Origin of the sequence: Arthrobacter sp. ZGTC131 (genome assembly GCF_002929275.1) — a bacterium.
Taxonomy (GTDB): Bacteria; Actinomycetota; Actinomycetes; order Actinomycetales; family Micrococcaceae; genus Arthrobacter.
The window spans coordinates 1-23,813 of record NZ_PJIK01000017.1 but is presented as its reverse complement, the minus strand read 5'-3'; the positions used below and the strand labels follow the sequence as shown (position 1 = coordinate 23,813).

Genomic DNA, 23,813 nt, shown 5'->3' with positions numbered 1-23,813 from the left:
CTTCCTCAAGTAGTAAACCACTAAAGTCCGGGCGGTGGCCGGGCTGAGCGCGGAAGCCGGCTCGGGTAGCCTGTCAGTGATGACTTTCGCCCACGGACTCAGCCTCCCCGCACTGCCGACGACGGTGGTGTGGGACGCTGCCATGACGGCTTACAACTTCGGCCCGGGCCACCCGATGGCGCCGGACCGGATGGATCTCACCGCCCGGCTGGCCGGGAGCCTGGGACTGCTGGACCTGGACCACGTGATGCTCGCATCCCCCGAGGTGGCCGGCGACGACGAACTGACGGCCGTTCACAGCCCGGAGTTCGTGGCGGCGGTGCGCCGGGTCAGCGAAGATCCGTGGACCGTTGACGAGGCCCACGGGCTGGGCACCGAGGATGATCCGGCCTTCGCCGGAATGCACGAGGCCGCCGCGCGCCTGGCCGGCGGCTCGCTGCTCGCCGCCAGCGCGATCCTGGACGGTTCGGCGGTCCGGGCGGTGAACTTCGGCGGCGGGCTGCACCACGCCTCCCGCGACCGCGCCAGCGGCTTCTGCATCTACAACGACGCCGCCCTCGCCGTCAGCCGACTGCTCGACGGCGGTGTGCGGCGCGTGGCATATATCGACGTCGACGCGCACCACGGGGACGGGACACAGAGTATCTTCTGGAACGATCCGCGGGTCCTGACCATTTCGCTGCACGAGACCGGCATGACTCTGTTCCCCGGCACCGGCTTCGCCAACGAGATCGGCGGTCCGGACGCCCTGGGCAGCGCCGTCAATGTCGCACTCCCCGCCGGGACCGGGGACGCCGGCTGGCTGCGGGCCTTCCACGCGGTGGTCCCGCAGCTCGTAGGGGCGTTCCAGCCCGAGGTGATCGTGAGCCAGCATGGCTGTGATTCGCACCGGCTGGATCCCCTGACGCACCTCAACGTCAGCGTGGACGGCCAGCGTGAGGCGGCCACCGCCGTCGCGAATCTCGCAGCCCGCCACTGTGACAACCGCTGGATCGCCACGGGCGGCGGCGGATACCACATCACGGGCGTGGTGCCGCGGGCCTGGAGCCACCTGATCGGCATCGCAGCGGGCCGCCCCGTCCCCCTGCGCACGCCGGTGCCGGAGGCGTGGCGGACGTATGTGCACGAGCGGTACGGGATTGCCGCGCCCGAGCTCATGGGGGATGACGCCGACGTGTGGTGGCGGTCCTGGGAAGTCGGTTTCGACCCCAATGACGAGGTTGACCGCACCGTGATGGCGACCCGCAAGGAAGTCTTCCCGCTCTACGGGCTGGACCCCTGGTTCGACTGACGAAATAGTAGATGCCATCCGGCGTATATGTCGCTAGGGTGGGAGGCATGGTGACAGACGACGTATTTGCCGTCATTGCTGAGGCAACACGGCGTGACATTCTCGTTTCCCTCCGCAAGGGGGACAAAGCGGTGGGGGAGCTGGTCGAGGAGCTCGCCGCGAGCCAGCCCACCATCTCCAAACACCTCAAGGTACTGCGCGAGGCCGACCTCGTGAGCATGCGCGCGCAGGGCCAGAAACGCTATTACGCACTCAACACGAAGCCTTTGGCCGGGATCGCCAGCTGGCTGGAGACGTTCGACGTCGGCCCGGCGGCCGCCGTCGCGAAGTCGCCTGAGGCGGATATCCGACCGGGGGCAGCGGAGGAATCCCAGCCTTCCGGCGCCCGGCCTCAGGCTACGTCCCGGCAGCCGGCTGTTGCAGCTGCCGGCTCAGCCACCGAGGTGCCGGAGCCATTCGCCGCAGCACACTCCGGAACCCCCGGAGCTGCCGCGGCGGAAACGGCCGCGCACGCCCCCGGACGTCCCGCGACCGGTCAGTTGAGTCCCGCCGTCGTGGTTCCGGGCGGCGCCGTTGCAGGGGGCGCCTCGCAGGACGACACCGTCCCGCAGCAGATCGGCCGCACCGTGGGCCGCGGTGCCAAGAAGGCAGCGGACCTCCTGGCCAACCTGCCGAAGTTCGGCCGCAAAAAATAGCCCGACTGCGGGTCAGCTGGTCCGCCGGGAACCCCTACTTGCCGAGGATCCGCACATGCTCCGGCGTGAGCTCGGAGAGCTTGCTGACGCCGAGGAGCGCCATGGTGCGGGTCATGTCCTTTTCCAGGATCTGGATGGCCCGGTCCACACCGGCCCGGCCGCCGGCCATCAGGCCGTACAGGTAGGCGCGGCCGATCAGCGTGAAGTCGGCGCCCAGGGCCAGCGCCGCGATGATGTCCGCGCCGCTCATGATGCCGGTGTCCAGGATGATGGCAGCTTCGTTGTTGTCCTTGGTGAAGGCTTCCTTGACGTCCGGCAGCAGGTGGAACGGGATGGGTGCGCGGTCCAGCTGGCGTCCGCCGTGGTTCGACAGGATGATGCCGTCGGCGCCGTGGTCCACCACCTTGCGGGCATCCTCGACGGTCTGGATGCCCTTGACCACGAGCTTGCCCTTCCAAGTCTCGCGCAGCCAGTCGAGGTCCTCGAAGGTCAGGGTGGGATCGAACATCGAGTTGATGAGGTCAGCCACCGTGCCCGTGTAGCGGGACAGCGAAGCGAACGTGAGTGGCTCGTGGGTGAGGAAGTTGAACCACCAGACCGGGCGGTAGGACGCATCCAGGACGGTCTTCAGCGTTAGCGCTGGCGGAATCGTCATGCCGTTGCGGACGTCGCGCAGGCGGGCACCGGCCACTGCTGTGTCCACGGTGACCATGAGTGTGTCGTTGCCCGCCTTTGCGGCGCGTTCAATCAGTTCGAGCGAGCGGTCGCGGTCCGTCCACAGGTACAGCTGGAACCAGTTCCGGCCGTTGGGCGCCGCCGCGGCAACGTCCTCGATGGACGCTGTGCCCATGGTGGAGAGCGTGTAGGGGATGCCGGCGGCCTCGGCGGCCCGTGATCCGGCGTATTCGCCCTCGGACTGCATCATGCGGGTGAAGCCGGTGGGCGCGATACCCACCGGGAGCCGTGAAGGCTTGCCTAAAATGTCGGTGCTTAGGTCGATGCTGGAAACGTTCCGCAGGATGCCCGGCCGGAACTCAATGTCCAGGAACGCCTCGCGTGCGCGGCGCAGGGTAATCTCGGCTTCCGCCGCGCCGTCGGTGTAGTCGAACGGGGCCTGCGGCGTGCGGCGCTTTGCCATGTCGCGGAGCTCCCAGATGGTGCTGGCGCGCTGGAGCTTCGCGGCGCGGCTGAACTCCGGCTTCTTGAACTGCATCAGCGGGGCAAGGTCCGAGTACTTCGGGATCCGGCGCTTGAGGGCCGCCGGAACCAGGGGAGCGGCTGATGGGCCACCGGGGGCGGCGTATCCTGCTGCGGGGGTATCCGTTGCCTCGGGCGCTGGAGTGATCTCAGGATTGGTGGGCTGGATGGTGTGGGTCATGGCTTTCCTCCGATGGTGGGCCGGGACGTCAGTCAGCGGGCAGCTGCGGGCTGTGGTCTAACCACACTGTAGGCCATGTGGTCCAACCACATCAAGTACCATTGGCACATGCGCACGCACCAACTTGTCCTGCACTGGATCGAGGACCAGCTCTCGGGCGGACGGCTGACGGTGGGCGGGCGCCTGCCCGCCGAACGGAGCCTGGCCGAACAGCTCGGCGTCTCCCGCACGTCAGTCCGCGAGGCCATCCGGGTCCTGGAGGCCATGGGGGTGGTGCGCGCCGGCGTCGGTTCCGGCCCTGATGCCGGCACCGTGGTGATTTCCGACCCGACGGCGGCGCTCGGCTCGGCGCTGCGGCTGCACGTGGCCACACAGCACCTGCCGGTGGCGGACATCGTGGAAACCCGGGTGCTGCTCGAATCCTGGGCTGCGGCACGCGCAAATCCCGGAGCGCCGGAGCTCGACCTCGCGGCCGCATTGCTGGACGAGATGGACGCGGACCCGGGCGTGGATGATTTCCTCGCCCTTGACGTCCGCTTCCACCTGGCTGTGGCCGACGCCGCGGGCAACGCCGTGGTCAGCGCCATGATGGGTTCCCTCCGCGAGGCCATTCAGGGCTATGCGGAGAAGCTGACCGACAACCTGCCGGACTGGGAGGCCACGGCGGAGCGCCTGCGGGCGGAGCACCGGGAAATCCTAGCCGCCATCAAGAATGACGACGGCGGCCGTGCGGCCGAGCTGGTGGCCGCCCACATCAAGGGCTACTACCAAGAGGCCGGGCTGGGGCACGCACACAACTGACCGCCCCTAACCGGCTCGCAGTTGTCGTTGTGAGCCGTCAAAACGACCACAACTGCGAGCCAGTTGGGTTGGGAGTGCTAACGGACCTCGATCTCCAGCGCCTGGAAATCGTCCGCCGCGTGGCGTCCCACCAGCAGCCGGAAGGATCCGCGCTCGACCTGCCATCCGCCGTCGTAATGACCAAAGGCGCGGGCCGGGATCCTCACCTCAACCGTGTCCGTGCCGCCCGGTGCCAGGTGAGTTCCGGCGAAGCCCGCCAGCCAGCGGACCGGCCGCTCCACGGCGGAGTCCTCACGGGAAACGTAGACCTGCACCACTTCGCGGCCCGTGCGCGTCCCGGTGTTCCGGACGGGAACGTGCACCACGACGTCCTGGCCGGCGGGAACCGACTGCGGCGCGTGGGCCCCGCCGAGTTCGAACGTCGTGTAGCCCAGGCCGAAGCCGAACGGCAGCAGCGGCGCGGCGCCCCCGCCGGCCTGCTGCTTGAGCCAGGCACGGTAGCCCACATGGATGCCCTCGGTGTAGACCACCTTGCCGTCAATGGGCGTGGTGTTGAGAACGGGCACGTCCTCGAGTGCTGCGGGCCAGGTGGTGGGCAGGCGTCCGCCCGGTTCTTCGTTGCCGAGCAGGATGTCGGCAACGGCAGCTCCGAACTCCTGGCCGCCGAACCAGCCCAGGAGTACGGCGCCGACCCTGTCCAGCCACGGCATCAGCACCGGCGACCCGGAGTTCACCACCACGACAGTGCGCGGATTGGCTGCCGCAACGGCCTCGACGAGCTGGTTCTGGTGCCCGGGCAGGTCCAGGTCCTTGCGGTCGAATCCTTCGGATTCGATGGCGGCGTTGGTACCCACCACGACCACTGCCACATCGGCAGCCCGTGCGGCTTCGACGGCGGCGTCGATCTCGGCCTGCGGGTCCGTGACCACCGCTTCCTCACCCAGGAGAATGGCCGTGAAAGGAATGACCTGCTGCGTCGGCAGCTGGTACTCGGCCTCGATGCGCACGCTCTGGCCGGCCGTGGTTTCAATGGCGTGGACGGTCTTGGGCGGATCGAACAGGGCGGCGCCGAGGACGTCTGTGTCGTCCTCAAGCTCGCTGTTGAACACCTCGTCGCCGTCGAGGGCGAGCCGGATCTGCCCCACCGTACCGACGCCCAGGTGGTGGACGCCCGCCGTTTCGGCAGTCCAGTCGGCCTGCATCCGGATGGATGCGGCGCCCTCGGGGATGCCCACGCCGAACCAGATCAGGTGCGAGGCAAGCCGGTCCTCACCGGAAATTTCCGAGCCGTCCCCGGCGAGGAACGTGACCCGGATCCCGGGAACTCCGGACAATGGGTTGCGGAGCGAGTTGCGGGGGAACGCCTGCAGCCCCTCTGCCACCTTGGCGCCGCGGACATAAGCGACGCCGACGTCGGCGGGCAGTGCCTTCCGGAGCCCTTCCAGCGGTGAGACGGTGTACTTGGGCATGACGGTGGCGCTGCCGCCGCCCTGCGTGCGGGCTTCCTCGGCGTTGTGGCCGATCACCGCTACGCTGCTGAGCCTGGTGGCGTCCAACGGCAGGAGACCGCCTTCGTTCCGGACCAGCACAGCACCGCGGACAGCCACTTCACGGGCGACGGCGGCACCGTTCAACTGGGCGGGAAGTTCCGTCACGGCGGGCGTGAAACCCTCGAGAGAACCCACGCGGGCTGCCAGCCGCAGGATGCGGGTGACCTTCTCGAGGATGGCGTCCCGGCTGACCCGGCCGTCGTTCACCGCGGCCAGCAGCTTGGGTCCCCAGTGGCCTACGGGGCCGGGCATTTCGAGGTCCTGGTGTGCGTTGGCCGCATCCACGGACCGGACGCCGGTCCAGTCCGAAACCACCACGCCGTCAAAGCCCCATTCCGTGGACAGCGGGGTTTCGAGCAGCTTATTTTCACTGGCCGTGGTGCCGTTGATGGAGTTGTAGGAGCTCATCACCAGCCACGCGCGGGCCTCCGTAATGGCGTCCTCGAAGGCCGCCAGGTAAAGCTCGCGCAGGGGACGTTCGGCCACCACGGAGTCCGCGGTGAACCGGTCTGTCTCGGCCTCGTTGGCCAGGTAGTGCTTGGGCGTGGCGCCGACGCCCATGGACTGCACGCCGGAGACGTACCCGGCGGCCATGGTTGCCGTGAGCCGCGGGTCCTCGCTCATGCATTCGAAGTGGCGGCCGCCCAGCGGGGAACGGTGCAGGTTGATGGTGGGGCCAAGGACGGCGTGCACGCCCTTGCGGCGTGCCTCCTGGCCCAGCACCTGGCCGTAACGGCGCGCCGTTTCGATGCTCCAGGTGGCGGACAGGGCGGACGACGACGGCAGGGAGATTGAGTCGTGGCGCTCGTCGAAGTCTTCGCCGCGGACGCCGGACGGTCCGTCCGACATCACCACGCGCCTAAGCCCGATCTCAGGAATGGAATGCGTGGCCCAGACGTCCGCGCCGGTCAGCAGCTGAACCTGCTGGTCGAGGGTAAGGCTTTGGGCAAGCTCGCGGATCCGTGCCTCGGCGTCCGGGGAATCCGGAGCCGGGGCAGACACGGCCGGTGACAGTACGGGGTTCATTTAGTTGACTCCTTTGATACGGATGACGAGGACGGCGCCGATGATGCCGACGGCTGCGCCGCCGAGGAAAAGTGCGGGGTAACCGCCGAAGGCGATGACCGGGAAGGCAACGGCAGGCACCAAGGACTGGGGCAGTGCCTGGGCGATGTTGAAGACGCCGAAGGTCTTGGCGTTCTCTGACTGGCTGCCCGGCAGCAGGTCTGCGATGAGGGCGACGTCCACGGCGCCGAAGCAGCCGAGGCCGAGCCCGGCGATCGCCTGGCCTACGAGGACCTGGTCGGTGGTGCTGCTGGTTGCAATCACGATGAGGCCCACCATCATGATCAGCGCCGAAGCGATGACCATGCCTTTGCGCTTGCCGATGCGGTCGCTGATCCAGCCGCCGGCGAGGCTCGTGGCCACAGTGCCCGCGGAGCTGACCAGGGTGGCCTGGAACACCAGGCTGGTGACGTCAGTTTCTGCAACGTGAAGGTGGTCCGTGAAGAAGTAGGGCAGGTAGAGCAGGCCTGCGCAGTAGCCGATGTAGACCATGAATTTAGTGAGCCAGGCCCAGCCAAGTCCGGGATAGGTGCGGGGGTTGAAGTAGAACGAACCCAGGATTTCTTTAAGGTTCAGCGGGGCAGGCTTTTCCGTCAGGACCCGGTCCTTGAAGGTGAAGGCAAAGGCAATAGCCACTGCGGTTCCCACTACACCGGGGACCACGGCCATCTGCAGCGCGTTGTCGAAGAGCTGCGCGAAGAATGCAGCGGCGACCAGGCCCACGGGCAGGGTCATGCCGATCAGCCCGGAGAGCCGACCGCGCTCCGCCGGAGCGGCCTGGTCGGGGAGTGTTGCCACGAGGGCGGCCAGTGCCGCGTTGAAACCGAGCTGCGCGACCACCCAGGCAACCAGTACGGTGGCGACGTCGGTGCCCGAACCCAGGAGGAAGAGCGACGCCAGCCCCACGAGAGAGCCACCGACGATCCAGGGCTTGCGCATGCCGAACCGTGACGTGGTGCGGTCGCTGAGCCTGCCAAAGAACGGGTTGGCGAGCAGGGCCACCATGGCGCCGACGCCGGCCACGAGGCTCAGTGCCCCGGCCCGCGTGTCCGGTGTGGTGATCTCCGAAACCTTGATGGCCAGCACCACGAGGGCCGGCGCCAGCACAGCCATCCACAGGCCTGCGCTCGCGATGGGCATGCCGATGACATAGGCACGGGGTGCTTTGGCCGGCGCCGCCTGGGGCGTCGCCTGAACCGCTGCGCCCGACGCCGTGCTGACTGGCTCGGCGCTCGTTGAAGTAGTGCTCATACTGCTGTACGGAGATCCGCTGGCCGGAGAAGCAGCGGAATCCTGGGGAATGGTCTTGATGGCCACATTGCCTCCTGACGAAAAGTGACCCTCCGTTGGGTCCTGACAATGATGGTAGCGACAAAAACCAAGTCTGACTAGATTTTCAAAGAAACAAGTGAAATACACTGACTCAATGTCACCGACCAAGACCCGCGGCCCTTACGCAAAAGGGGCGGAGCGCCGCGAACAGATAATCCAGACGGCCACTGATGTTTTTGCCACGGAAGGATTCGAGGGCACGGCGCTTAAGCGGGTTGCCGAGTTGGTCGGCGTGAAGGAAGCAACACTGTTCCACTACTTCCGGGGCAAGCAGGAACTGCTGACGGCGGTCCTTGCCGAGCGGGACCGGCGCGGCCTGGCCGTTAGTGATGAGGAGGCAGTGGGCCTCCGGCTGTTGGCGCCGATCGCCGAGCGGAACCGCCGGGAACCGGGGCTCACCACCCTATATGCCGTGGCATCAGCCACCGCAAATGACCCGGGGCATGATTCCCACCCCTATTTCCAGGAGCGCTATGCCCAAGTGGTGGAGGAGCTTGCCCAAGACATCACCCGGCGCCAGGACGCCGGCGAAGTGCGCACGGACGTGTCCGCCACAATGCTCGCCCGGCTGGTGGTGGCGGCGTTCGACGGTCTGCAGCTGCAGTGGCTCTATGACAAGACTGTGGACATGGCGGATGGCTTGACGCAGCTCGTCGACGTCCTCCTGGCTCCGCCGGCGGGCTAGCCTGCGCGGCGCCTACCCGGCGCGGCGCTCCGCTCTTACCGGGCCCGTGCTGCCGCGGACTTCCAGCCGCGGCAGGAATATGGTGGGTCCTTCGTTGCCGGCGTCGGGGGACACGTTCCGGATCAAATCCCGCATCCGGTGCCACGCCTGCTGGCCGAGCTCATTGATGGGAACGGCGGCCGTGCTGAGCGTGGGGGTGGTGTAGCGCGAAAAGGGGATGTCATCGAAGCCGGTCACGGAAATGTCCTCGGGGACCCGGACGCCGCGCTCGTGGAGGCCGCTCAGCAGGCCCATGGCCACGAGGTCGTTGAAGGCCATGACGCCGGTGGCCCCGCTGGCCAGGACTGAATCCACCGACTCGTGACCCGCCTCGAAGCTCGAGCCGGCGTCGAGCATCCGGAGATCGATCTCCGGGTGTGCCGCCTTGAACTTATCCAACCCCTGCAGGCGCAGCCCGTTCGAGGCGCTCCGCTCGGGACCGGCCAGGAAGGCGAGCTGCGTGTGGCCAAGGCCCACGAGGTGTTCCGCGAGTTCCTGGATGCCCTGTCCATAGTCCACCATGAGGCTGGGCGCCTTCGTGTCCATGGTGCTGCGGTTGATCAGCACCATCGGGTGCAGGGACGGCGCCAGCTCTTCCAGTTCGGCGTCGCTCATGCGCGGGGCGCACAGCACCAGGCCGTCGCACCGGCGCCGCGCCTCGCCGGCGAGGATGGCCTCCTCGCTGGAGACCTCCGAAGAGTCGGCAATCAGTACCCGGTAGCCGTCCTGAGCCGCTGCCATGCTGAGCCCGCGAAGGATGGCCTGGAAAGTGGGGTTGGAGAGGTCCGGCACCACAATCCCGATGGTGTCCGTCTTACCCAGGGCCAGGCTGCGGCCCACAGGGTTCGGCTGGTAGTTCAGTTCGGTGGCTGCAGCCTTCACCCGCTCGGCGATGGCGGGGTCCACGGTGAAGTTGCCGTTCATGACCCGCGACACCGTGGCATGCGAAACTCCGGCCTTGAGTGCGACGTCGGCGATGCCGATGCGCCGCGTGGTGGCTCTCCTGCCCATGCTGCCCCTTTCCGGGCTGTCTCCGGCCTCCGCCCCGTTCGGGGCACTGGTTGACGCGGCTGCCAGAGTATTGATACAAAGCTTATAACGCGGTGAGAAAACGCTTTCTCACTATTCTTCCCGCACCGTTCCGGGCCGTCAAGCGGCCAGCGTTCCTGCCTTCCGAAAGGGATTTACCGCATGGGCAACACAGCCAGCACCGCCACCCCCGGCAGCAGTGTCGACGTCGACACCGCCCCTAAAGCGGTCCGCCGGGCGCGGATCGCCCTGATCGGCACAGGGGGACGTTCCGAAATGTACATCCGGGCCATCTACGGCCGGCATGCCGGTGCGGCCGAGCTGGTAGGCCTGTCCGACGTCAACCCGGGCCGCGTGGAGTTCTACCAGAAGCTCATTCAGGAACTCGGCGGGACCCAGCCGGTGGAATCCTTCGACCCGGGGCAGCTGACTGCATTCATCAAGGAGAACGGCATTGAGCGGGTGGTGGTCACGACGCCCGACTACACGCACGCGGACTACATTGTGGAAGGGCTCGAAGCCGGCGCCGACGTCGTGGTGGAGAAGCCGCTGACCATCAACGCCGAAGGGTGCCTGCGGATTACCGATGCCGTGGCACGGACCGGGCGCAGCGTGGTGGTCACGTTCAACTACCGCTACTCGCCGCGCAACAGCGCCCTCAAGGAGATCATCCAGAGCGGCGTGATCGGCAAGGTCACTTCCATCGACTTCAGCTGGGTCCTGGACACCGTGCACGGCGCCGACTATTTCCGCCGCTGGCACCGCGAGAAGGCGAACTCCGGAGGCCTGCTGATCCACAAGTCCTCCCACCACTTCGACCTCGTCAACTGGTGGATCGACGACGTTCCGGAGCGGGTGTTCGCTTCAGGCGGCCTGAGGTTCTACGGGGACAAGAACGCGGCCGAGCGCGGCCTCGGTGCCCGGCCCGAGCGCGGCACTCCGGACGCAGGCACGGATGCAGCTACCGGAGCAGGGGTCCAGGACCCCTTCGTCCTGGACCTGCGCGAGGACGAACGCCTGCGCGCGCTGTACTACGACAACGAGCACTTTGACGGTTACCGCCGCGACCAGGACGTCTTCACCACCGGCATCACCATCGAGGACAACCTGGCCCTGGTGGTGGACTACCAGGGCGGTCCGGTCCTGAGCTACTCGCTCAACGCGCACAGCCCGTGGGAGGGCTATCGGGTGGCCGTGAACGGAACCGAGGGGCGGGCGGAGCTGGAAGTGGTGGAGCGCGCCGCGGTCCACCACAGCACCGACAAGAAGACGGTGGTCGATCCGAGTGCCACGCCCGTGGAGGAGGACGACCAGGTCCGGCGCAACGGCGAACGCCTGGTGGTCCAGCGGCACTGGGAGCCCGCCTACGAGGTGCCCATCATCAACGGCGAAGGCGGCCACGGCGGCGGCGACGAACTCCTCCTGTCCGATCTGTTCAACGGCCCCGGCGAGGACCCCCTGGGACGCCCCTCCGGATACCTCGACGGACTCCGCTCCGTGTCCGTCGGTATCGCGGGCAACAAGTCGCTGGAATCCGGGCTGCCTGTCCGCACCGCGGACCTGGGGCTCGGCGTCGACCTTCGCCGCGGCCAGTGACCTGCGCCAACAAACCCTGAGTAAGGACCCATACTAATGAGCAGGATTTTTGTCACCGGCGGTTCCGGCCGGCTGGGGCGCAGCGTTGTTGCCGGCCTCGCGGCCGCAGGCCACCATGTCATCTCGGTGGACCGGGACGCCGTGCCGGCCGCCCAACTGCCCGACGGCGTCGAGCAGCGCACGGGCGACCTCCTGGAGCCGGGGGAGCCCTTGCGCCTCCTTCGGGAGACAACGCCCGACGCCGTCGTCCACCTTGCGGCGATCGCCGTGCCGTTTAGCGAGCCGGAAGACGTCATTTTCAGCACCAACACCAGGCTTGCTTACGCCGTCATCAGCGCGGCAACGGAACTGCGCATTGGCAAGATCATCACGGCGAGCAGCCCCACCGTCATGGGATACGGCTCGCCTGCGGGCTGGCTGCCGGACAGCTTTCCGGTGGACGAAGCGACCACCCCTCGGCCGTGGAACGCCTATGCGCTGTCCAAGCTCATCGCCGAGCAGACCGTCCAGATGTTTGCCGCCGCCCAGGGGGACTCTATCCGGTACGCGGCTTTCCGGCCCTGCTATGTCATCTCCCCGGAGGAATGGGCGGGAGCCCCGACCCAGCAGGGCCACACGCTCCGCGAACGCCTGGCCGATCCGGCGCTGTCCGCGCCGGCCCTCTTCAACTATGTGGACGCGCGGGACGTGGCGGACTTCCTGGACCTGCTGCTGGCAAAGATGGACACCATCCCCAACGGCCAGACCTTCTTCGTGGGAGCCGCCGACGCGCTGGCCACCTCGCCGCTCTCCGAGCTGATGCCGCAGTTCCTGCCCGGCAGCTCGCACCTTGCCGCCGGACTCACGGGCACCAGCCCGGCATTTTCAATCGCCAAGGCCCGCGAGCTCCTCGGCTGGGAGCCCCGGCGCAGCTGGCGGACCGAGCTTGCCGAGCCAAAAGGTGCATCGCCCCTTCATGCACAGCCCCTTCATGCACAGCCCCTCAACGATGAGAACTCCGCCGCGCTGGTCGCGGCCGGAACCGGATCCAAGGAGACCCCATGAAATTCGACGGCGTACTGTTCTTTCCCGTCACACCCTTCACACCGGAGGGGGCCGTGGACGTGGAAGTCCTCAAGGAGCACATCACGTCCCGCCTGGCTCACGGCCCGGGCGGCGTCTTCCCCGCCTGCGGAACCGGCGAATTCCATGCGCTGAGCATTGACGAGGTGCGCACCGTGGTGACTGCCGCCGTCGAAGCCGTTGCTGGCCAGGTGCCGGTGGTTGCCGGTGCCGGCGGACCGCTGGGCCACGCGCTCGCCGCCGCCCGGGTGGCCGAAGAAGCCGGTGCGGACGCCCTGCTGGTCCTGCCGCCGTACCTGGTGACCGGCCCCACCGACGGCCTGGTGGCATACATCGAGGCCGTGGCCGCGGCCAGCAACCTGCCGGTGATCGTCTACCACCGCGGGAACGCCACGTACACGGCGGCCGCGATGGCACGTTTGGCCGCGAACCCGAAGGTGATCGGCTTCAAGGACGGCCTGGGCGATGTCGGGCTGGCGCAGGAGATCGTCACTGCCATCGCCGCCAGCGGACGCGAGGACTTCCTGCTGTTCAACGGCCTGCTCACCGCCGAACTCACCCAGGGCGCCTACCGAGGCCTGGGCATCCCGCTCTACTCGTCGGCGGCGTTCGCCATGGCCCCGGAAATCGCCAACGCCTACTACGACGCCTACACCTCCGGTGACGAGGAGCGGCGGCATGCCCTGCTGGAAGGCTTCTACGCGCCGCTGGTCCGGCTGCGCGACCAGACTCCCGGGTTTGGCGTCTCCCTCATCAAGGCAGGGCTGCGCCTGGGCGGCCTTCCAGTAGGCCCGGTCCGTGCGCCGCTCGTGGACCCCACCGAAGAACAGTTGGTCCAGCTCAAGTCCATCCTGGCCAAGGGCTACGAGCTGGCCGGCCGCTGATGGGTTCGCCAGTTGCAGAGGGGCTGGTTGCGGCAGCGCCCGTGGCAGAAGCGCCAGCGGCTGAAGCGCCAGTGCCAGCGGGCGTGCGGGCGCTGCCCCGGATCACCGGACTCTCCACCCGCCATCTCACCATCCCGCTTTTGCGGAGCTGGGGCGAGGAGGCGCCGGAGAACCATGTGATCGTCACCGAAATACGGACGGACGACGGCGGTACGGGGCACGGTTTCTCCTGGACGCCCACCATCGGTCCGCAGGCCGTCAAAGCCCTACTGGACTTCGACGTCGCGCCCTTCATCACGGGGCTCGAAGCCAACCCGGAGGGAGTGTGGGACCAGCTGTGGAAGCGGCTGCACGAAGCCGGCGGCGGAGGACTCACCACCATCGCCATGGCGGGGGTGGACCTTGCGCTGTGGGACCTGCAGGCCCGTCGCGCCGGAACCTCCGTGACCGGGCTTCTGGGGCAGCGGCAGGATTCCGTGGGGGTGTACGGTTCGGGCGTGAACCTGCACTACTCGCTCGAAGAGCTCGTGGCGCAGGTGGAACGGTGGGTTGCAGCCGGCCACAGCGCCGTCAAGATCAAGGTGGGCAAACCGGATATCCGGGAGGACGCGGAGCGCGTGGCCGCCGTCCGGACCGTCCTGGGGCCGGGCCGGAAGCTCATGGTCGACGCCAACCAGCGCTGGGACCTGCCCGCCACGTTCCGGGCCCTGGAGGTGCTGGGGGAGTTCGGACTGGAATGGCTGGAGGAGCCTTTGCGGGCGGATGACCTCTGGGCCTACCGCCGGCTGCGGAAGCATTCACCGGTGCCCATCGCGCTCGGCGAGAACCTGCACAACATCTACCGGTTCCGCGACTTCATCGAGGCGGAGGCGGTGGACATCATCCAGCCCAACATCATTCGCGTGGGCGGCATTACCCCGTTCCGCCGTATCGTGGAGCTGGCCCGGGCCCACAGCATCAGGGTCATGCCGCACCTGTTGCCGGAACTCTCCGGCCAGCTTGCGTTGACCATGGCCGAGCCCACCCTGGTGGAGGACGTCGAGGACGCCTCCTTTGAGCAGCTTGGCGTGCTGGACGGGGCCTCCCCCGTGCAGGTCCGCAACAGCCGGCTCACGCTCGTTGCCCGGGAGGGGCTGGGATTTGATTTCCAGCAGCCCGCACCCGTTCTTTAGACCATCCAAGCCCGGGAAGCTGGGCCTGTACTGCCCTGTGCAGTGACGGCGGGAGCTGGCGCCCACGCCGTCACTGCACAGCGTTTCAGCCGCACGGTTGCGAAGCGCATTTGCGCAGCGCAGCCGCACAGGGCAGCATTTCAGCCACGCAGGGCATTGGCACAGCGCAGCCGCGCAGCACGAGGGTCATAGCTGCAAGGTCAGCGGACGCTGGATCCCGTTCACCGGGGCCGTAGGCCAGCGGGGATCGACGCTCAGGACGGCGATGCCGGACTCCGTCAGCTGCACCGTATCCTCGATCTTCACCCCTGGGCCCGAGGGGTTCCACGTAAAGGGCTGATTGAGGACCACAGTGTCGTCGGCGGCAGGAGTGGCGCGGGGATCCCGGCCTGCATATCCCGCCGGACCGCCTTGGTGGTGAAGGGTCCACTGTGCGGCTCCGAATCCATGCCGGCCGTAGGCTTCCCGAATTTCGGCGAAGACGCCGTTGAGTTGGGCTCCTGGAACGGTCGCATCAAAGATCTCGGCCTCTACCGCGGCGATGCGTGATTCGGCGTCGAGCTCCGCGGGCGTCCCTGCGTCGAACCTGACCCAGCGGGTCACATTGGCCACCAGTCCGTTCCGCCGCGCGCAGACCACGGCCATGGCCCGCCGCCCGAGCGGGGAGTGCGTAGGCAGCGGATGCCTGAACTCGCCGCGGCCGGCCCCGTTGCAGAGGAGCACCAGCGGTTCGGCTCCCATGGCCACAATCCGCGCAGCCAAGGCGGAGGCGACGCCAAACTCCGTGGTTTCGGGCGTCGCCTCAGACAGGACATCGGTCAAAGAGGCGGCAGTTTCTTCGCAGAGCCGGGCGTACCGGGCGCTTTCGCCGGGAAGGAATTGCTGCCGGGCGGCCCTCAGCTCGGCAGCAACCTCGGCCTCGGCCAGCGGGTTGCCGCCGGGCGACAGCATGGCCGCCGCGGCATGCAGCTGGCCGTGCCAGGGCACCGAGTGGAGCGCGACGCCGTCGGGCAGTTCCTCTGCGGCGATCCGGGCCGCCTCGTTGTTGAACGTGACGAGGTGGTCGCCGTCGCGGTCCACCAGCATCGCCGCGATGGGATCTCCGGCGAGGCTGATGTGGACCCGGCTCCCGTCCAGGTACCAGGTCAGCGCGGTGTTGGTGGTGAGCAGCAGGGAATCACGGCCGGACTCGGCCAGAATGTCCAGCACGCGTTGCCGCTTGATTGCGCGGTCGGCCTTGTTCCCCGGCTTGGCAATGTTCTCCGGGTCGGCCTGGTTCCCCTCGCCGTCCGGTACCTGCCCGGCTGTCGCCGTCATGGTGGTGTTCACGGTCGAGTTCATGCAGATTCCCCCAAAGTTGTGATGAGCCGTTCGACGTCCAAGGTGGACAGGAGGCCGTCGGCCACCAGCACCATGACGGTTCGGTGAAGCGGGTTGTCGCGGGTGGCCGTCGCCGCGTGTTCCCATGCCAGGGACAGTCCGACGCCGGGGTACCCAGCCACGCGGACAAACCACGGATCGTGCGGCTGTCTCGTCCCGGCCGCCGTGGGCAGGAACACCATGGTGGCGGGACCGCCGTCGGGCTCTCCCTTCCGGAAAATGCCGGACCAGGCCAGCCAAGGAGCCTCGGGAGAGGGCAGTGCGCCGTGCACGGCGTCTTCACCTTCCGCGTTCGCCGTCCACACCTTGGCATCCTCGACTGCCGGCAGGCGCCAGAAGAAGCCGCCGTAGCCGCCCTGCGGCCGGCCGTTGGAACCGGGACTGCCCAGAGTGACCGGATCAGTTCCGGCCGGAGTGAGCTCGAAGTCGAGCGTCAGGCGCCAACTGGAGGATCCGACGGCGGCCCAGCTCCACGTCCGCCGTTCGCTGAGGAGGGGCGAACCGTCCGCGGCCAGCCAGCTGAGGGTTTCGGTGCGCGAACACTCGCCTTGTGCTGCCGCCGACGCCGTGGCTGTGCCGGTAACCGCCCCTGCATCTTCCGCCAATTCTGCGCCTTCCGGGGCTACTGCGCCTTCCGCCTCCCCTGCGCCTTCCGCCTCCCCTTCGCCTTCCGGCCCTTCTGCGGCGTCCACCGCTAGGGTGACGATCCGGCCGTGGTCCTTGCGCCAGACGTAGGCTCCGGCGTCGCGGGTGTAGGTGCGCCCGCCCCAGAAGTTGACGCCGTCCACGTCCTGGATGGCAACGCCCACGCCCAGGTGCCACACGTGATCCTCAGGCAGGTGGTCGGTCACCGTGGTGCCGGCCAGGGTGCTGACGGGATGGAGGTAGGGGCGGGGAGACGACGTGGGCCTGATCTTCGTACCGTCGGCCGGCCGCGCCACCACTTTGCCCTTCACAGTGAACGGGAGCTGCGGATTTGCCACTGCTGACTCTGGCAGCTCCCGGGCCCAGGGCGTGCCGAGCTCGGCGAAGGTTGCTTGGGCTTCCGCGGCCCTGCGAACCAGCTGGCCGATGCCGTGGACGACGGGATGGGCGTCGTCGCCGTCGCCTTTCCATGTGACATGCTCAGGGCCGATGCCGCGGGGAGGTTCCGCTGTCCGGATGGCCTCCAGCACACGCATGAATGCCCCAGTGCCAGCCAGCGGGCTCAGCAGCGGAGCGCCGGGGCCACCGGAACGGCGGGCCTCCAGCAGGTCCTCCAGCAGGTCCGTTCGGCTGAAGGTCTCCGTGCGCTCGCCGTCGGGCGTTGAAACCGTCAGCCGGTCTTCGGTGTAAAAGAATTCGGCCTGACCCTTGGTGCCGTGGATGGTCACCGACGGTGCGGTCTGTTCGTCGGCGCACAGCGTCAGGGCGCACAGCAGGACCGTTCCGGTGGCGGTCCGGACCCGGATCACGGACGTGTCGTCACTTTCGGTCGCGTGCGCATGGTAGAGATCGGTCTCCACGGACGCGACGTCGGCCGTACTGGCCGCGCCTGCGATTCTCAGCCCTGTGGCCACCGCATGAGCCAGGGCGTTGGTGGCAACACCGTCCACCACGTCCGTGCCGTCCAGGCTCCGCTTGCCCGCCCAGCGGGAGCGTTTGAAGTAGCCGGTGGCGCGCACCCAGGTGCCAACGGCGCTGACGCCCCGGATGTCGCCGATTTCGCCGTCGGCCACCAGCCGGTCCAGGGCGGGCAACGCATGCGAACCTAGGCTCTGGAAGCCAACCTGGACAAGGCGGCCGGCCTCTTCTGCTGCGGAGAGCACGGCGTTGAACTGGGCCAAGGAGGCCATTGGTGGTTTCTCCACATAGACGTCGGAACCCGCAGCGAGGGCAGCCAGCGCCAGCGGGGCATGCGTCTGGATGGGCGTGGCCAGGATGACCACGTCCGGCGCCGGTCCGGAGGCGAGGAGTTCCGCCAATGATGCGAATATGGGAACGCCTGCGGCCAGCGTGCCCTCGGCCGGAGGACGGGGATCCGCGACGGCCACGAGGTCAACCAGGTTGAGCGCGGCGAGCCGGGCAAGGTTCTCCAGATGCCGCGCACCGTAGCCGTGGGCGCCCACGAGGGCGGTCCGCGGTGGCGCCGCGGGACCGGCTGGTGCCGGAGTGTCCGGACCGGAAGCCAGTATGTCCGGGGTGGAGGTCGGCGCGGCCGGGGTGCCCGGACGAATGGATGTGGGCGCCGAAGCGTCGGGGGAGGTGCGGGTCATGTCTAACCGTCCTGACTTGCTGGCGGAGAAGGAACCGGGGCGGCGCCCGCGGACAGGGAGGCGGCGCTCGCGGCCAAGGAGCCTGACCCGGAAGCGAACACGGAGCCGGCCAGGGATGCTGACAGGGAGCCGGCCAGGGATGCTGACAGGGAACCGGCAAGGTCATCCGCGCTGAGGCGCGGCTGGGACAGTGCGGACGCATCCGACGGTGTGCCGAACAGCGACTCGGCCAGGAAGCTGGCGGCTTCGTCCTGCATAACGGTGCTGAAGGCGTGCCCTCCCGGCCAGAAGCTACCGGTGTAGCGGCCGGACGAAAGCTGTGCGCGCAGCATCGCATCGGCGTCGCGCATCCCGTCCTCCGGGAACAGTTCATCGGACAGCGCGTACTGGACCAGGATGCGGTCCGCGGTCGATCGTCCCGCCAGCTCCGGAAATTCGCCCAGCCGCGACAGCCCCGGGGTCTGCAGCAGCCACGAGTGCGCGTCCAGGTACGCGGGAAACAGCGAGCGGTAGGTGGTCATCATGCACGACACTACGCACGTGCGGACCAGCGGGCTGAGCGCGGCCAGCATGAGGGACCGGCCGCCTCCGCCGGAGAAGCCGATGGTGCCCAGCCTGCCGGCATCCACGCCGGGAAGACCCGCAAGGACGTGGAGGGCCGCGAGGTCATCGTGCGCCACCATTCCGGCGAAGCTCGTGCCCAGCAGGCCGGCCGCTTTCGCAACAGTGTCCTCGTGCGCCGCCGCCGCGGCGTCGTACTGCTCCGCTTCGGACGGCACGACGCCGGCCTCCCGCCATAGTGCCTTGCGGCCCTCGATGATGGCGGACGTGCGCCGAGGGGGCGTGCCGAGGTCAAAGCGGCGGCTACCCCAGGAGAAAGTGTCGTGGGCCAGGACGGCGAAGCCCTGTGACGCTAGCCAAGCGGCGGACGGTCTGCCGCCGTAGAGCCGCCGCTGGAATTCCGTGTGCGCGCTGCCCGCAGCGGTGTCCGCGGACATCATCCCGGGGACAGCCGTCCCGGAAGCAGCGGTCCCGTGGACAGTAACCGCAGGCAGCAGGCGTTCGGCGCCGCCCGACTTGATGCCGGCGTGGCAGTGGAGTGCCAGGACTCCCGGCAGCGGGCCGGGCACGCCGGCGGGACGCAGGAACCAGGCGCGGGTGCGGGGGCCGAAGCCCAACTGCCAGCTGACCCGGGAAGTAGTAACGCCGTCGTGCGTTTCCGCCGACTCAAGCACAGCATGCGGAGCCTCCGGAACGGCAGGCACACCGAGGGCGTCCGCCAGCTCCTGCGCGGGCGCGGACTCTGCCCTATGCCGCGGGCGGGAATGCATGTAAGCAGGCCAGTTCTCATAGCCGCCAATGGCGCTCGGCCGTGGCGCGTCATCTATCCGACCCGAATTCATCGGCTCGGCCTGACGGGTGCAAACATGGGTGTCCTGCCTCTCGCAGCTGCTCTGATCCGGAGTTGGACTGATTTTGGAAAACGCTTTCCTAAAAATTAGCAAAAGGGTGTACAGCGGTCAAGAAAGCGTTTACTTTGGTACAAAGCCGCTGTTGGCCCGGTCACTCCGGAAGCCATAAAGGCGGGCGGTGCCGGAACTCTTCGGCGCCCCCGGGGACGGCAAAGCACTTCACCCAGCACGCCGTGGAAGGCCACGATGACCAAAGGAGACCACATGGCCGCACAGCATCACTGCGGGACGCCGGCAGGCGTCCGCCCACCGAGGGGGAGGCAATGAGCGCTATCAGCGAACTGTCCTCCATGAGCCGGCGAAAAGGGCCGGCGACTGCCGAGGAAAAACGCGCTAACCGTCGTGACAACAAGGCGGCCTACATCTTCCTGTTGCCGTGGCTGATCGGCCTCGTGGCGATCACTGTAGGCCCCATGATCATGTCCCTCTACCTGTCCTTTACGGACTACAACCTGCTGCAGCCGCCGGAATGGACCGGCTTGGATAACTTCACCCGCATGCTTGGCGACGCACGGCTCCACAATTCCCTGCGCGTGACCTTCACCTATGTACTGGTCGGCGTTCCCCTGCAGCTTGCGGTGGCACTCCTCATTGCACTGGTGCTGGACAAGGGCCTCCGCGGCCTGCCGTTCTATCGGTCCATCTTCTACTTGCCGTCCCTGCTTGGCGGCTCCGTCGCCGTCGCTATCCTCTGGAAGCAGATCTTCGGAACCTCCGGCCTTGTGAACCAAGTGCTGGCCATGTTCGGGATCACCGGGCCGGGCTGGATCTCGGACCCGTCCACCTCGCTCGGTTCCATCATCCTGCTCCACGTCTGGACCTTCGGCAGCCCCATGATCATCTTCCTTGCGGGCCTTCGCCAGATTCCCAACATGTACTACGAAGCGGCCGAGGTGGACGGGGCCACCACGCTCCAGAAGTTCTGGCGGATCACGTTGCCGATGCTGAGCCCGATCATCTTCTTCAACCTGGTCCTGCAGATCATCGGCTCCTTCCAGTCCTTCACCCAGGCGTTCATCGTCTCGGGAGGCAACGGCGGGCCGTCCGACTCCACCATGTTCTTCACGCTCTACCTGTATCAGAAGGGGTTCGGCCAGTTCGAGATGGGTTATGCCTCGGCGATGGCCTGGTTCCTGCTGGTAATCATCGGCGCATTTACGGCCATCAACTTCATCGCTTCAAAGTATTGGGTGTTCTACGATGACTGAACTACAGACCTTGCCAGCTCCGGAGAAAGCGCCGTCCTCGGGCGGTAAATCAAGGGGTGCGAAATTTCGAGTCGGGAGCCCCAAGGGCGGCGGCCGGAAGCGCGAATCCCGCGGCACGCTGGCCTTCAGCCGCAGCGCGCGCCTCAAAGCCATGGCGAAGCATGCCGTACTGATCATCGCCGGCGGCATCATGATCTACCCGTTGCTGTGGATGGTGGTTTCATCGCTGCGGCCCAACGAGCTGATTTTCCGCGAACCCGGTCTCTGGCTGAACAGCCTGGAGATGGGTAACTACACCGACGGATGGTCGGCGCTGACCCACCCGTTCGGGCACTACATGCTCAATTCGGCGGTGGTGGTGATCGGTTCCATCCTGGGCAACCTGATCTCCTGCTCCATGGCCGCCTATGCATTCGCCCGGCTGCAGTTCAGCGGCAAGAAACTGTTCTTCGGCATCATGCTGCTGACCATCATGCTTCCGTTCCACGTGATCATCGTGCCGCAGTACATCCTCTTCTCGCAGATCGGCTGGGTGAACACGTTCTGGCCGCTCATTGTGCCCAAACTGCTGGCAACGGACGCGTTCTTCGTTTTCCTCATGGTGCAGTTCATCCGCGGTATTCCCACGGAACTGGATGAGGCCGCGCGGATCGACGGCGCCGGCCATCCCCGCATCTTCCTGCGAGTCATCCTGCCCCTGATGGTTCCGGCGCTCGCCACCACAACCATCTTCACGTTCATCTGGACATGGAACGACTTCTTCGGCGCATTGATCTACCTGACGGATCCGGAGATGTTCACCGTGCCGGTTGCCCTGCGGGCGTTCGTGGACTCACAGTCCGCCACGAGTTGGGGCTCGCTCTTCGCGATGTCCATAGTGTCGCTGCTGCCGGTGTTCCTGGTGTTCCTGTTCGGCCAGCGGTTCCTCATCAAGGGGATCGCTACCACCGGAATTAAGTAAAGCCAGGTCTTGGGGGGCTGCCGATCCGGTCCCGATGCCTCGCTCTGCCTCGGCCGCACGCTGCCCTGTCGGCAGTTCGTGAGGCGACAAGTGACGCCGAAATCAAATCGCGATATATGCCGGAAAAGTACCTTGTACTACAAGTAGCTAACTTGTATGCTCGGTTATCAGAAAGCGCTTTCCCAGCCTTCGCAGGCAGCCGGTCTGGTATCCAGGGCCACGCGTTTCATCTGATTCGACCAGCACCCAGCTTTCACCATATTCAGATATCAGCTCAGTCAGCTTTCAAGATCAAAGAAGATCGGAGAATACAGTGCCTTTTTCCCGCCAATCCAAAGCCGCCAGTCCCGGCGCGGCCGAAGCAAGATCCACGAAGCCTGCGCGGAGGTTCCGCCGATCCGGCGCGGTGGCCGCAGCGGCCGCCGTCGTGCTCGCCCTCAGCGCCTGCGGAGGGGGAGCCGCCCCTACAAGCGCCGACGGCAAGGTAGAGCTCCGGTTCTCGTGGTGGGGAGGCGACAAGCGGGCGCAGCTGACCCAGGACGCAATCGCCGCCTTCGAAGCGGAGAACCCGAACATCAAGATCAAGCCTGAGTTCGGCGACTGGAGCGGATATTGGGACAAGCTCGCCACCCAGGTGGCCGCGAACGACGCTCCGGACATCATCCAGATGGACGAAAAGTTCATCACGGAATACTCGACCCGCGGCGCTCTGCTCGATCTCTCCAAATACGACATCGACACCGCGAAATTCGATGAGGCAGCACTCAACGCGGGCAAGGGAAGCAAAGGCCTGACCGGCGTCGCGGCCGGCATCAACGCGGCCACGATCCTCGCCAACCCGGCCGTCTTCAAAGCGGCCGGAGTAGCCCTGCCGGACGATTCCACCTGGACGTGGGAGGACTTCGGGCGCATCGCGGCCGAGGTCACCTCGAAGTCTCCCAAGGGCACCTACGGGGCGGCAGCCTATGGCACCGATGAGGCCTCCCTTGGCGTGTGGCTCCGTCAAGACGGAAAGTCGCTCTACACCGAAGACGGCAAGCTCGGATTCGAGTCGGGAGACATTGCATCCTGGTGGACTTTGCTCAAGGAACTAAGCGCGAAGAAGGCGGTGCCTTCGGCCTCTGAAGTGGTGGAGGCTGAGGCGGCACCGCTGGACCAGAGCGGCCTGGCGACAGGCAAGAACGGCATGGCTTTCTGGTGGTCCAATCAATTGCCCGCACTGGAGAAGGCCGCCGGCAGCGACCTGAAGATCCTCCGGATGCCGTCCAAGACGGGGGATTCCGCAGACACCAAGCTTTGGTACAAAGCGTCACAGTTCTGGTCGGCGTCGTCCCGCACCAAGCACCCCGAGGAGACGGCCAAGTTCATCAACTTCCTGGCGAACAACGTCAAGGCCGGCGAAGCCCTGCTTGCCGACCGTGGCGTGGCACCGAACTCCGATGTGCGCGAGGCCATCTCCGCGAAGCTGACTCCGGCGGACATCAAGGTGGTGGGCTTTATCGACCAGATCAAGGGCGAACTCGGTGAAGCCCCCGCTCCGCCACCGAAGGGTGCCGGCGCCATCCAGGAAATCATCAAGCGCTACACTTCCGAGGTCCTCTTCGACAGGCTCTCGCCGGAGGAAGCCGGCCAGAAGGCCGTGGACGAAATGAAGTCTGCAATCAGCAGCTAGCGAGTAGCGCGCCGTCCCGATGCAGCGCAGGCAGCAGAGCTGTCCCGCTCAGAATTTGCCCCAACCGGATCCGGCATCCGGTTGGGGCATCTCTGCGTTGGGGCGCTGATCAGTTCTTCTGGTTCCGCATGGACGCAGGCGCGGCCCATGCTGCGTTTCGCGGGCCTGGTGGTTCTCAGTTTCGGAGTTGGTGGCTTCTCCGGGGTCTTTGGCGGGGGTCGATGTGGGGTGGCGGGATGAACCAGGGGATGCCTGATCGCATGTGGATGGTCCATTGTTCTTTGTG

Annotated in this window: 18 protein-coding genes; 11 read left to right on the top strand and 7 right to left on the bottom strand. The window is 66.9% G+C overall.

The genetic code is table 11. From position 1 onward, the window contains the following. Window positions 1-79: 79 nt before the first annotated feature. Together CXQ90_RS18110 and CXQ90_RS18105 are read left to right on the top strand one after the other, a co-directional pair. The gene (locus CXQ90_RS18110) at window positions 80-1,291 is read left to right on the top strand and encodes an acetoin utilization protein AcuC (protein ID WP_104140745.1); all 1,212 of its coding nucleotides are present in this window, start codon (window positions 80-82) and stop codon (window positions 1,289-1,291) included. Window positions 1,292-1,338: 47 nt separating this feature from the next. After that, window positions 1,339-1,986 (top strand): helix-turn-helix transcriptional regulator, encoded by a 648-nt coding sequence (locus CXQ90_RS18105; RefSeq protein WP_104140809.1) that lies wholly within the window; start codon window positions 1,339-1,341, stop codon window positions 1,984-1,986. 34 nt (window positions 1,987-2,020) lie between these two features. On the opposite strand, the gene CXQ90_RS18100 is transcribed toward CXQ90_RS18105, so the two are convergent. Further along, a complete protein-coding gene (locus tag CXQ90_RS18100) occupies window positions 2,021-3,364 on the bottom strand; it encodes an alpha-hydroxy acid oxidase (protein ID WP_104140744.1) in 1,344 nt (447 codons plus the stop codon). Between the two features lie 108 nt (window positions 3,365-3,472). On the opposite strand from CXQ90_RS18100, the gene CXQ90_RS18095 reads away from it, so the two are divergent. Then, window positions 3,473-4,165 (top strand): FadR/GntR family transcriptional regulator, encoded by a 693-nt coding sequence (locus tag CXQ90_RS18095; protein ID WP_104140808.1) that lies wholly within the window; start codon window positions 3,473-3,475, stop codon window positions 4,163-4,165. Window positions 4,166-4,242: 77 nt separating this feature from the next. Here CXQ90_RS18095 and CXQ90_RS18090 read toward each other — a convergent pair whose 3' ends face one another. Both CXQ90_RS18090 and CXQ90_RS18085 read right to left on the bottom strand, forming a co-directional pair. Further along, on the bottom strand, window positions 4,243-6,741 hold the full coding sequence (locus CXQ90_RS18090; protein WP_104140743.1) for a beta-glucosidase: 2,499 nt from the start codon (window positions 6,739-6,741) through the stop codon (window positions 4,243-4,245). Beyond that, a complete protein-coding gene (locus tag CXQ90_RS18085; RefSeq protein WP_104140807.1) occupies window positions 6,742-8,031 on the bottom strand; it encodes an MFS transporter in 1,290 nt (429 codons plus the stop codon). Window positions 8,032-8,206: 175 nt separating this feature from the next. Between CXQ90_RS18085 and CXQ90_RS18080 the strand changes: the two genes are divergently transcribed. After that, window positions 8,207-8,797 (top strand): TetR/AcrR family transcriptional regulator, encoded by a 591-nt coding sequence (locus CXQ90_RS18080; RefSeq protein WP_104140742.1) that lies wholly within the window; start codon window positions 8,207-8,209, stop codon window positions 8,795-8,797. A gap of 12 nt (window positions 8,798-8,809) precedes the next feature. On the opposite strand, the gene CXQ90_RS18075 is transcribed toward CXQ90_RS18080, so the two are convergent. Beyond that, window positions 8,810-9,847, bottom strand: coding sequence for a LacI family DNA-binding transcriptional regulator (locus CXQ90_RS18075; protein WP_104140741.1), 1,038 nt, complete (start codon window positions 9,845-9,847; stop codon window positions 8,810-8,812). A 180-nt stretch (window positions 9,848-10,027) separates the two neighbouring features. Between CXQ90_RS18075 and CXQ90_RS18070 the strand changes: the two genes are divergently transcribed. From CXQ90_RS18070 to CXQ90_RS18055, 4 genes are read left to right on the top strand one after another with little or no spacing between them, the layout of a single operon-like run. Continuing rightward, complete coding sequence (locus tag CXQ90_RS18070) at window positions 10,028-11,461, top strand: Gfo/Idh/MocA family protein (protein ID WP_104140740.1); 1,434 nt, start codon at window positions 10,028-10,030, stop codon at window positions 11,459-11,461. Window positions 11,462-11,497: 36 nt separating this feature from the next. Next, on the top strand, window positions 11,498-12,505 hold the full coding sequence (locus CXQ90_RS18065; protein ID WP_104140739.1) for an NAD(P)-dependent oxidoreductase: 1,008 nt from the start codon (window positions 11,498-11,500) through the stop codon (window positions 12,503-12,505). Beyond that, window positions 12,502-13,407, top strand: coding sequence for a 5-dehydro-4-deoxyglucarate dehydratase (locus tag CXQ90_RS18060; RefSeq protein ID WP_104140738.1), 906 nt, complete (start codon window positions 12,502-12,504; stop codon window positions 13,405-13,407). The genes CXQ90_RS18065 and CXQ90_RS18060 overlap by 4 nt, the downstream gene beginning before the upstream one ends. Before the next feature lie 41 nt (window positions 13,408-13,448). After that, window positions 13,449-14,579: a mandelate racemase/muconate lactonizing enzyme family protein gene (locus tag CXQ90_RS18055; RefSeq protein ID WP_258064590.1), complete on the top strand. Its 1,131-nt coding sequence runs from the start codon at window positions 13,449-13,451 to the stop codon at window positions 14,577-14,579. A gap of 186 nt (window positions 14,580-14,765) precedes the next feature. On the opposite strand, the gene CXQ90_RS18050 is transcribed toward CXQ90_RS18055, so the two are convergent. Genes CXQ90_RS18050 through CXQ90_RS18040 form a run of 3 tightly spaced genes read right to left on the bottom strand, consistent with a single transcriptional unit; the run spans window position 14,766 to window position 19,545 of the window. After that, on the bottom strand, window positions 14,766-15,920 hold the full coding sequence (locus CXQ90_RS18050) for a Xaa-Pro peptidase family protein (RefSeq protein ID WP_258064589.1): 1,155 nt from the start codon (window positions 15,918-15,920) through the stop codon (window positions 14,766-14,768). Further along, entirely contained in the window at window positions 15,917-18,214 is a 2,298-nt protein-coding gene (locus tag CXQ90_RS18045; RefSeq protein ID WP_104140737.1) for a DUF6807 family protein, read from the bottom strand. Before CXQ90_RS18045 ends, CXQ90_RS18050 begins: the two co-directional genes overlap by 4 nt. A gap of 2 nt (window positions 18,215-18,216) precedes the next feature. Continuing rightward, window positions 18,217-19,545 (bottom strand): acetylesterase, encoded by a 1,329-nt coding sequence (locus tag CXQ90_RS18040; RefSeq protein ID WP_308470561.1) that lies wholly within the window; start codon window positions 19,543-19,545, stop codon window positions 18,217-18,219. Between the two features lie 404 nt (window positions 19,546-19,949). Here CXQ90_RS18040 and CXQ90_RS18035 point away from each other — a divergent pair, with 404 nt between their 5' ends. From CXQ90_RS18035 to CXQ90_RS18025, 3 genes are all read left to right on the top strand, one after another. Further along, a complete protein-coding gene (locus CXQ90_RS18035; protein WP_104140736.1) occupies window positions 19,950-20,894 on the top strand; it encodes a carbohydrate ABC transporter permease in 945 nt (314 codons plus the stop codon). After that, window positions 20,887-21,855, top strand: coding sequence for a carbohydrate ABC transporter permease (locus CXQ90_RS18030; RefSeq protein WP_104140735.1), 969 nt, complete (start codon window positions 20,887-20,889; stop codon window positions 21,853-21,855). The genes CXQ90_RS18035 and CXQ90_RS18030 overlap by 8 nt, the downstream gene beginning before the upstream one ends. Window positions 21,856-22,168: 313 nt before the next feature. Beyond that, window positions 22,169-23,527, top strand: coding sequence for an ABC transporter substrate-binding protein (locus CXQ90_RS18025; protein ID WP_104140734.1), 1,359 nt, complete (start codon window positions 22,169-22,171; stop codon window positions 23,525-23,527). Window positions 23,528-23,813 lie beyond the last annotated feature (286 nt).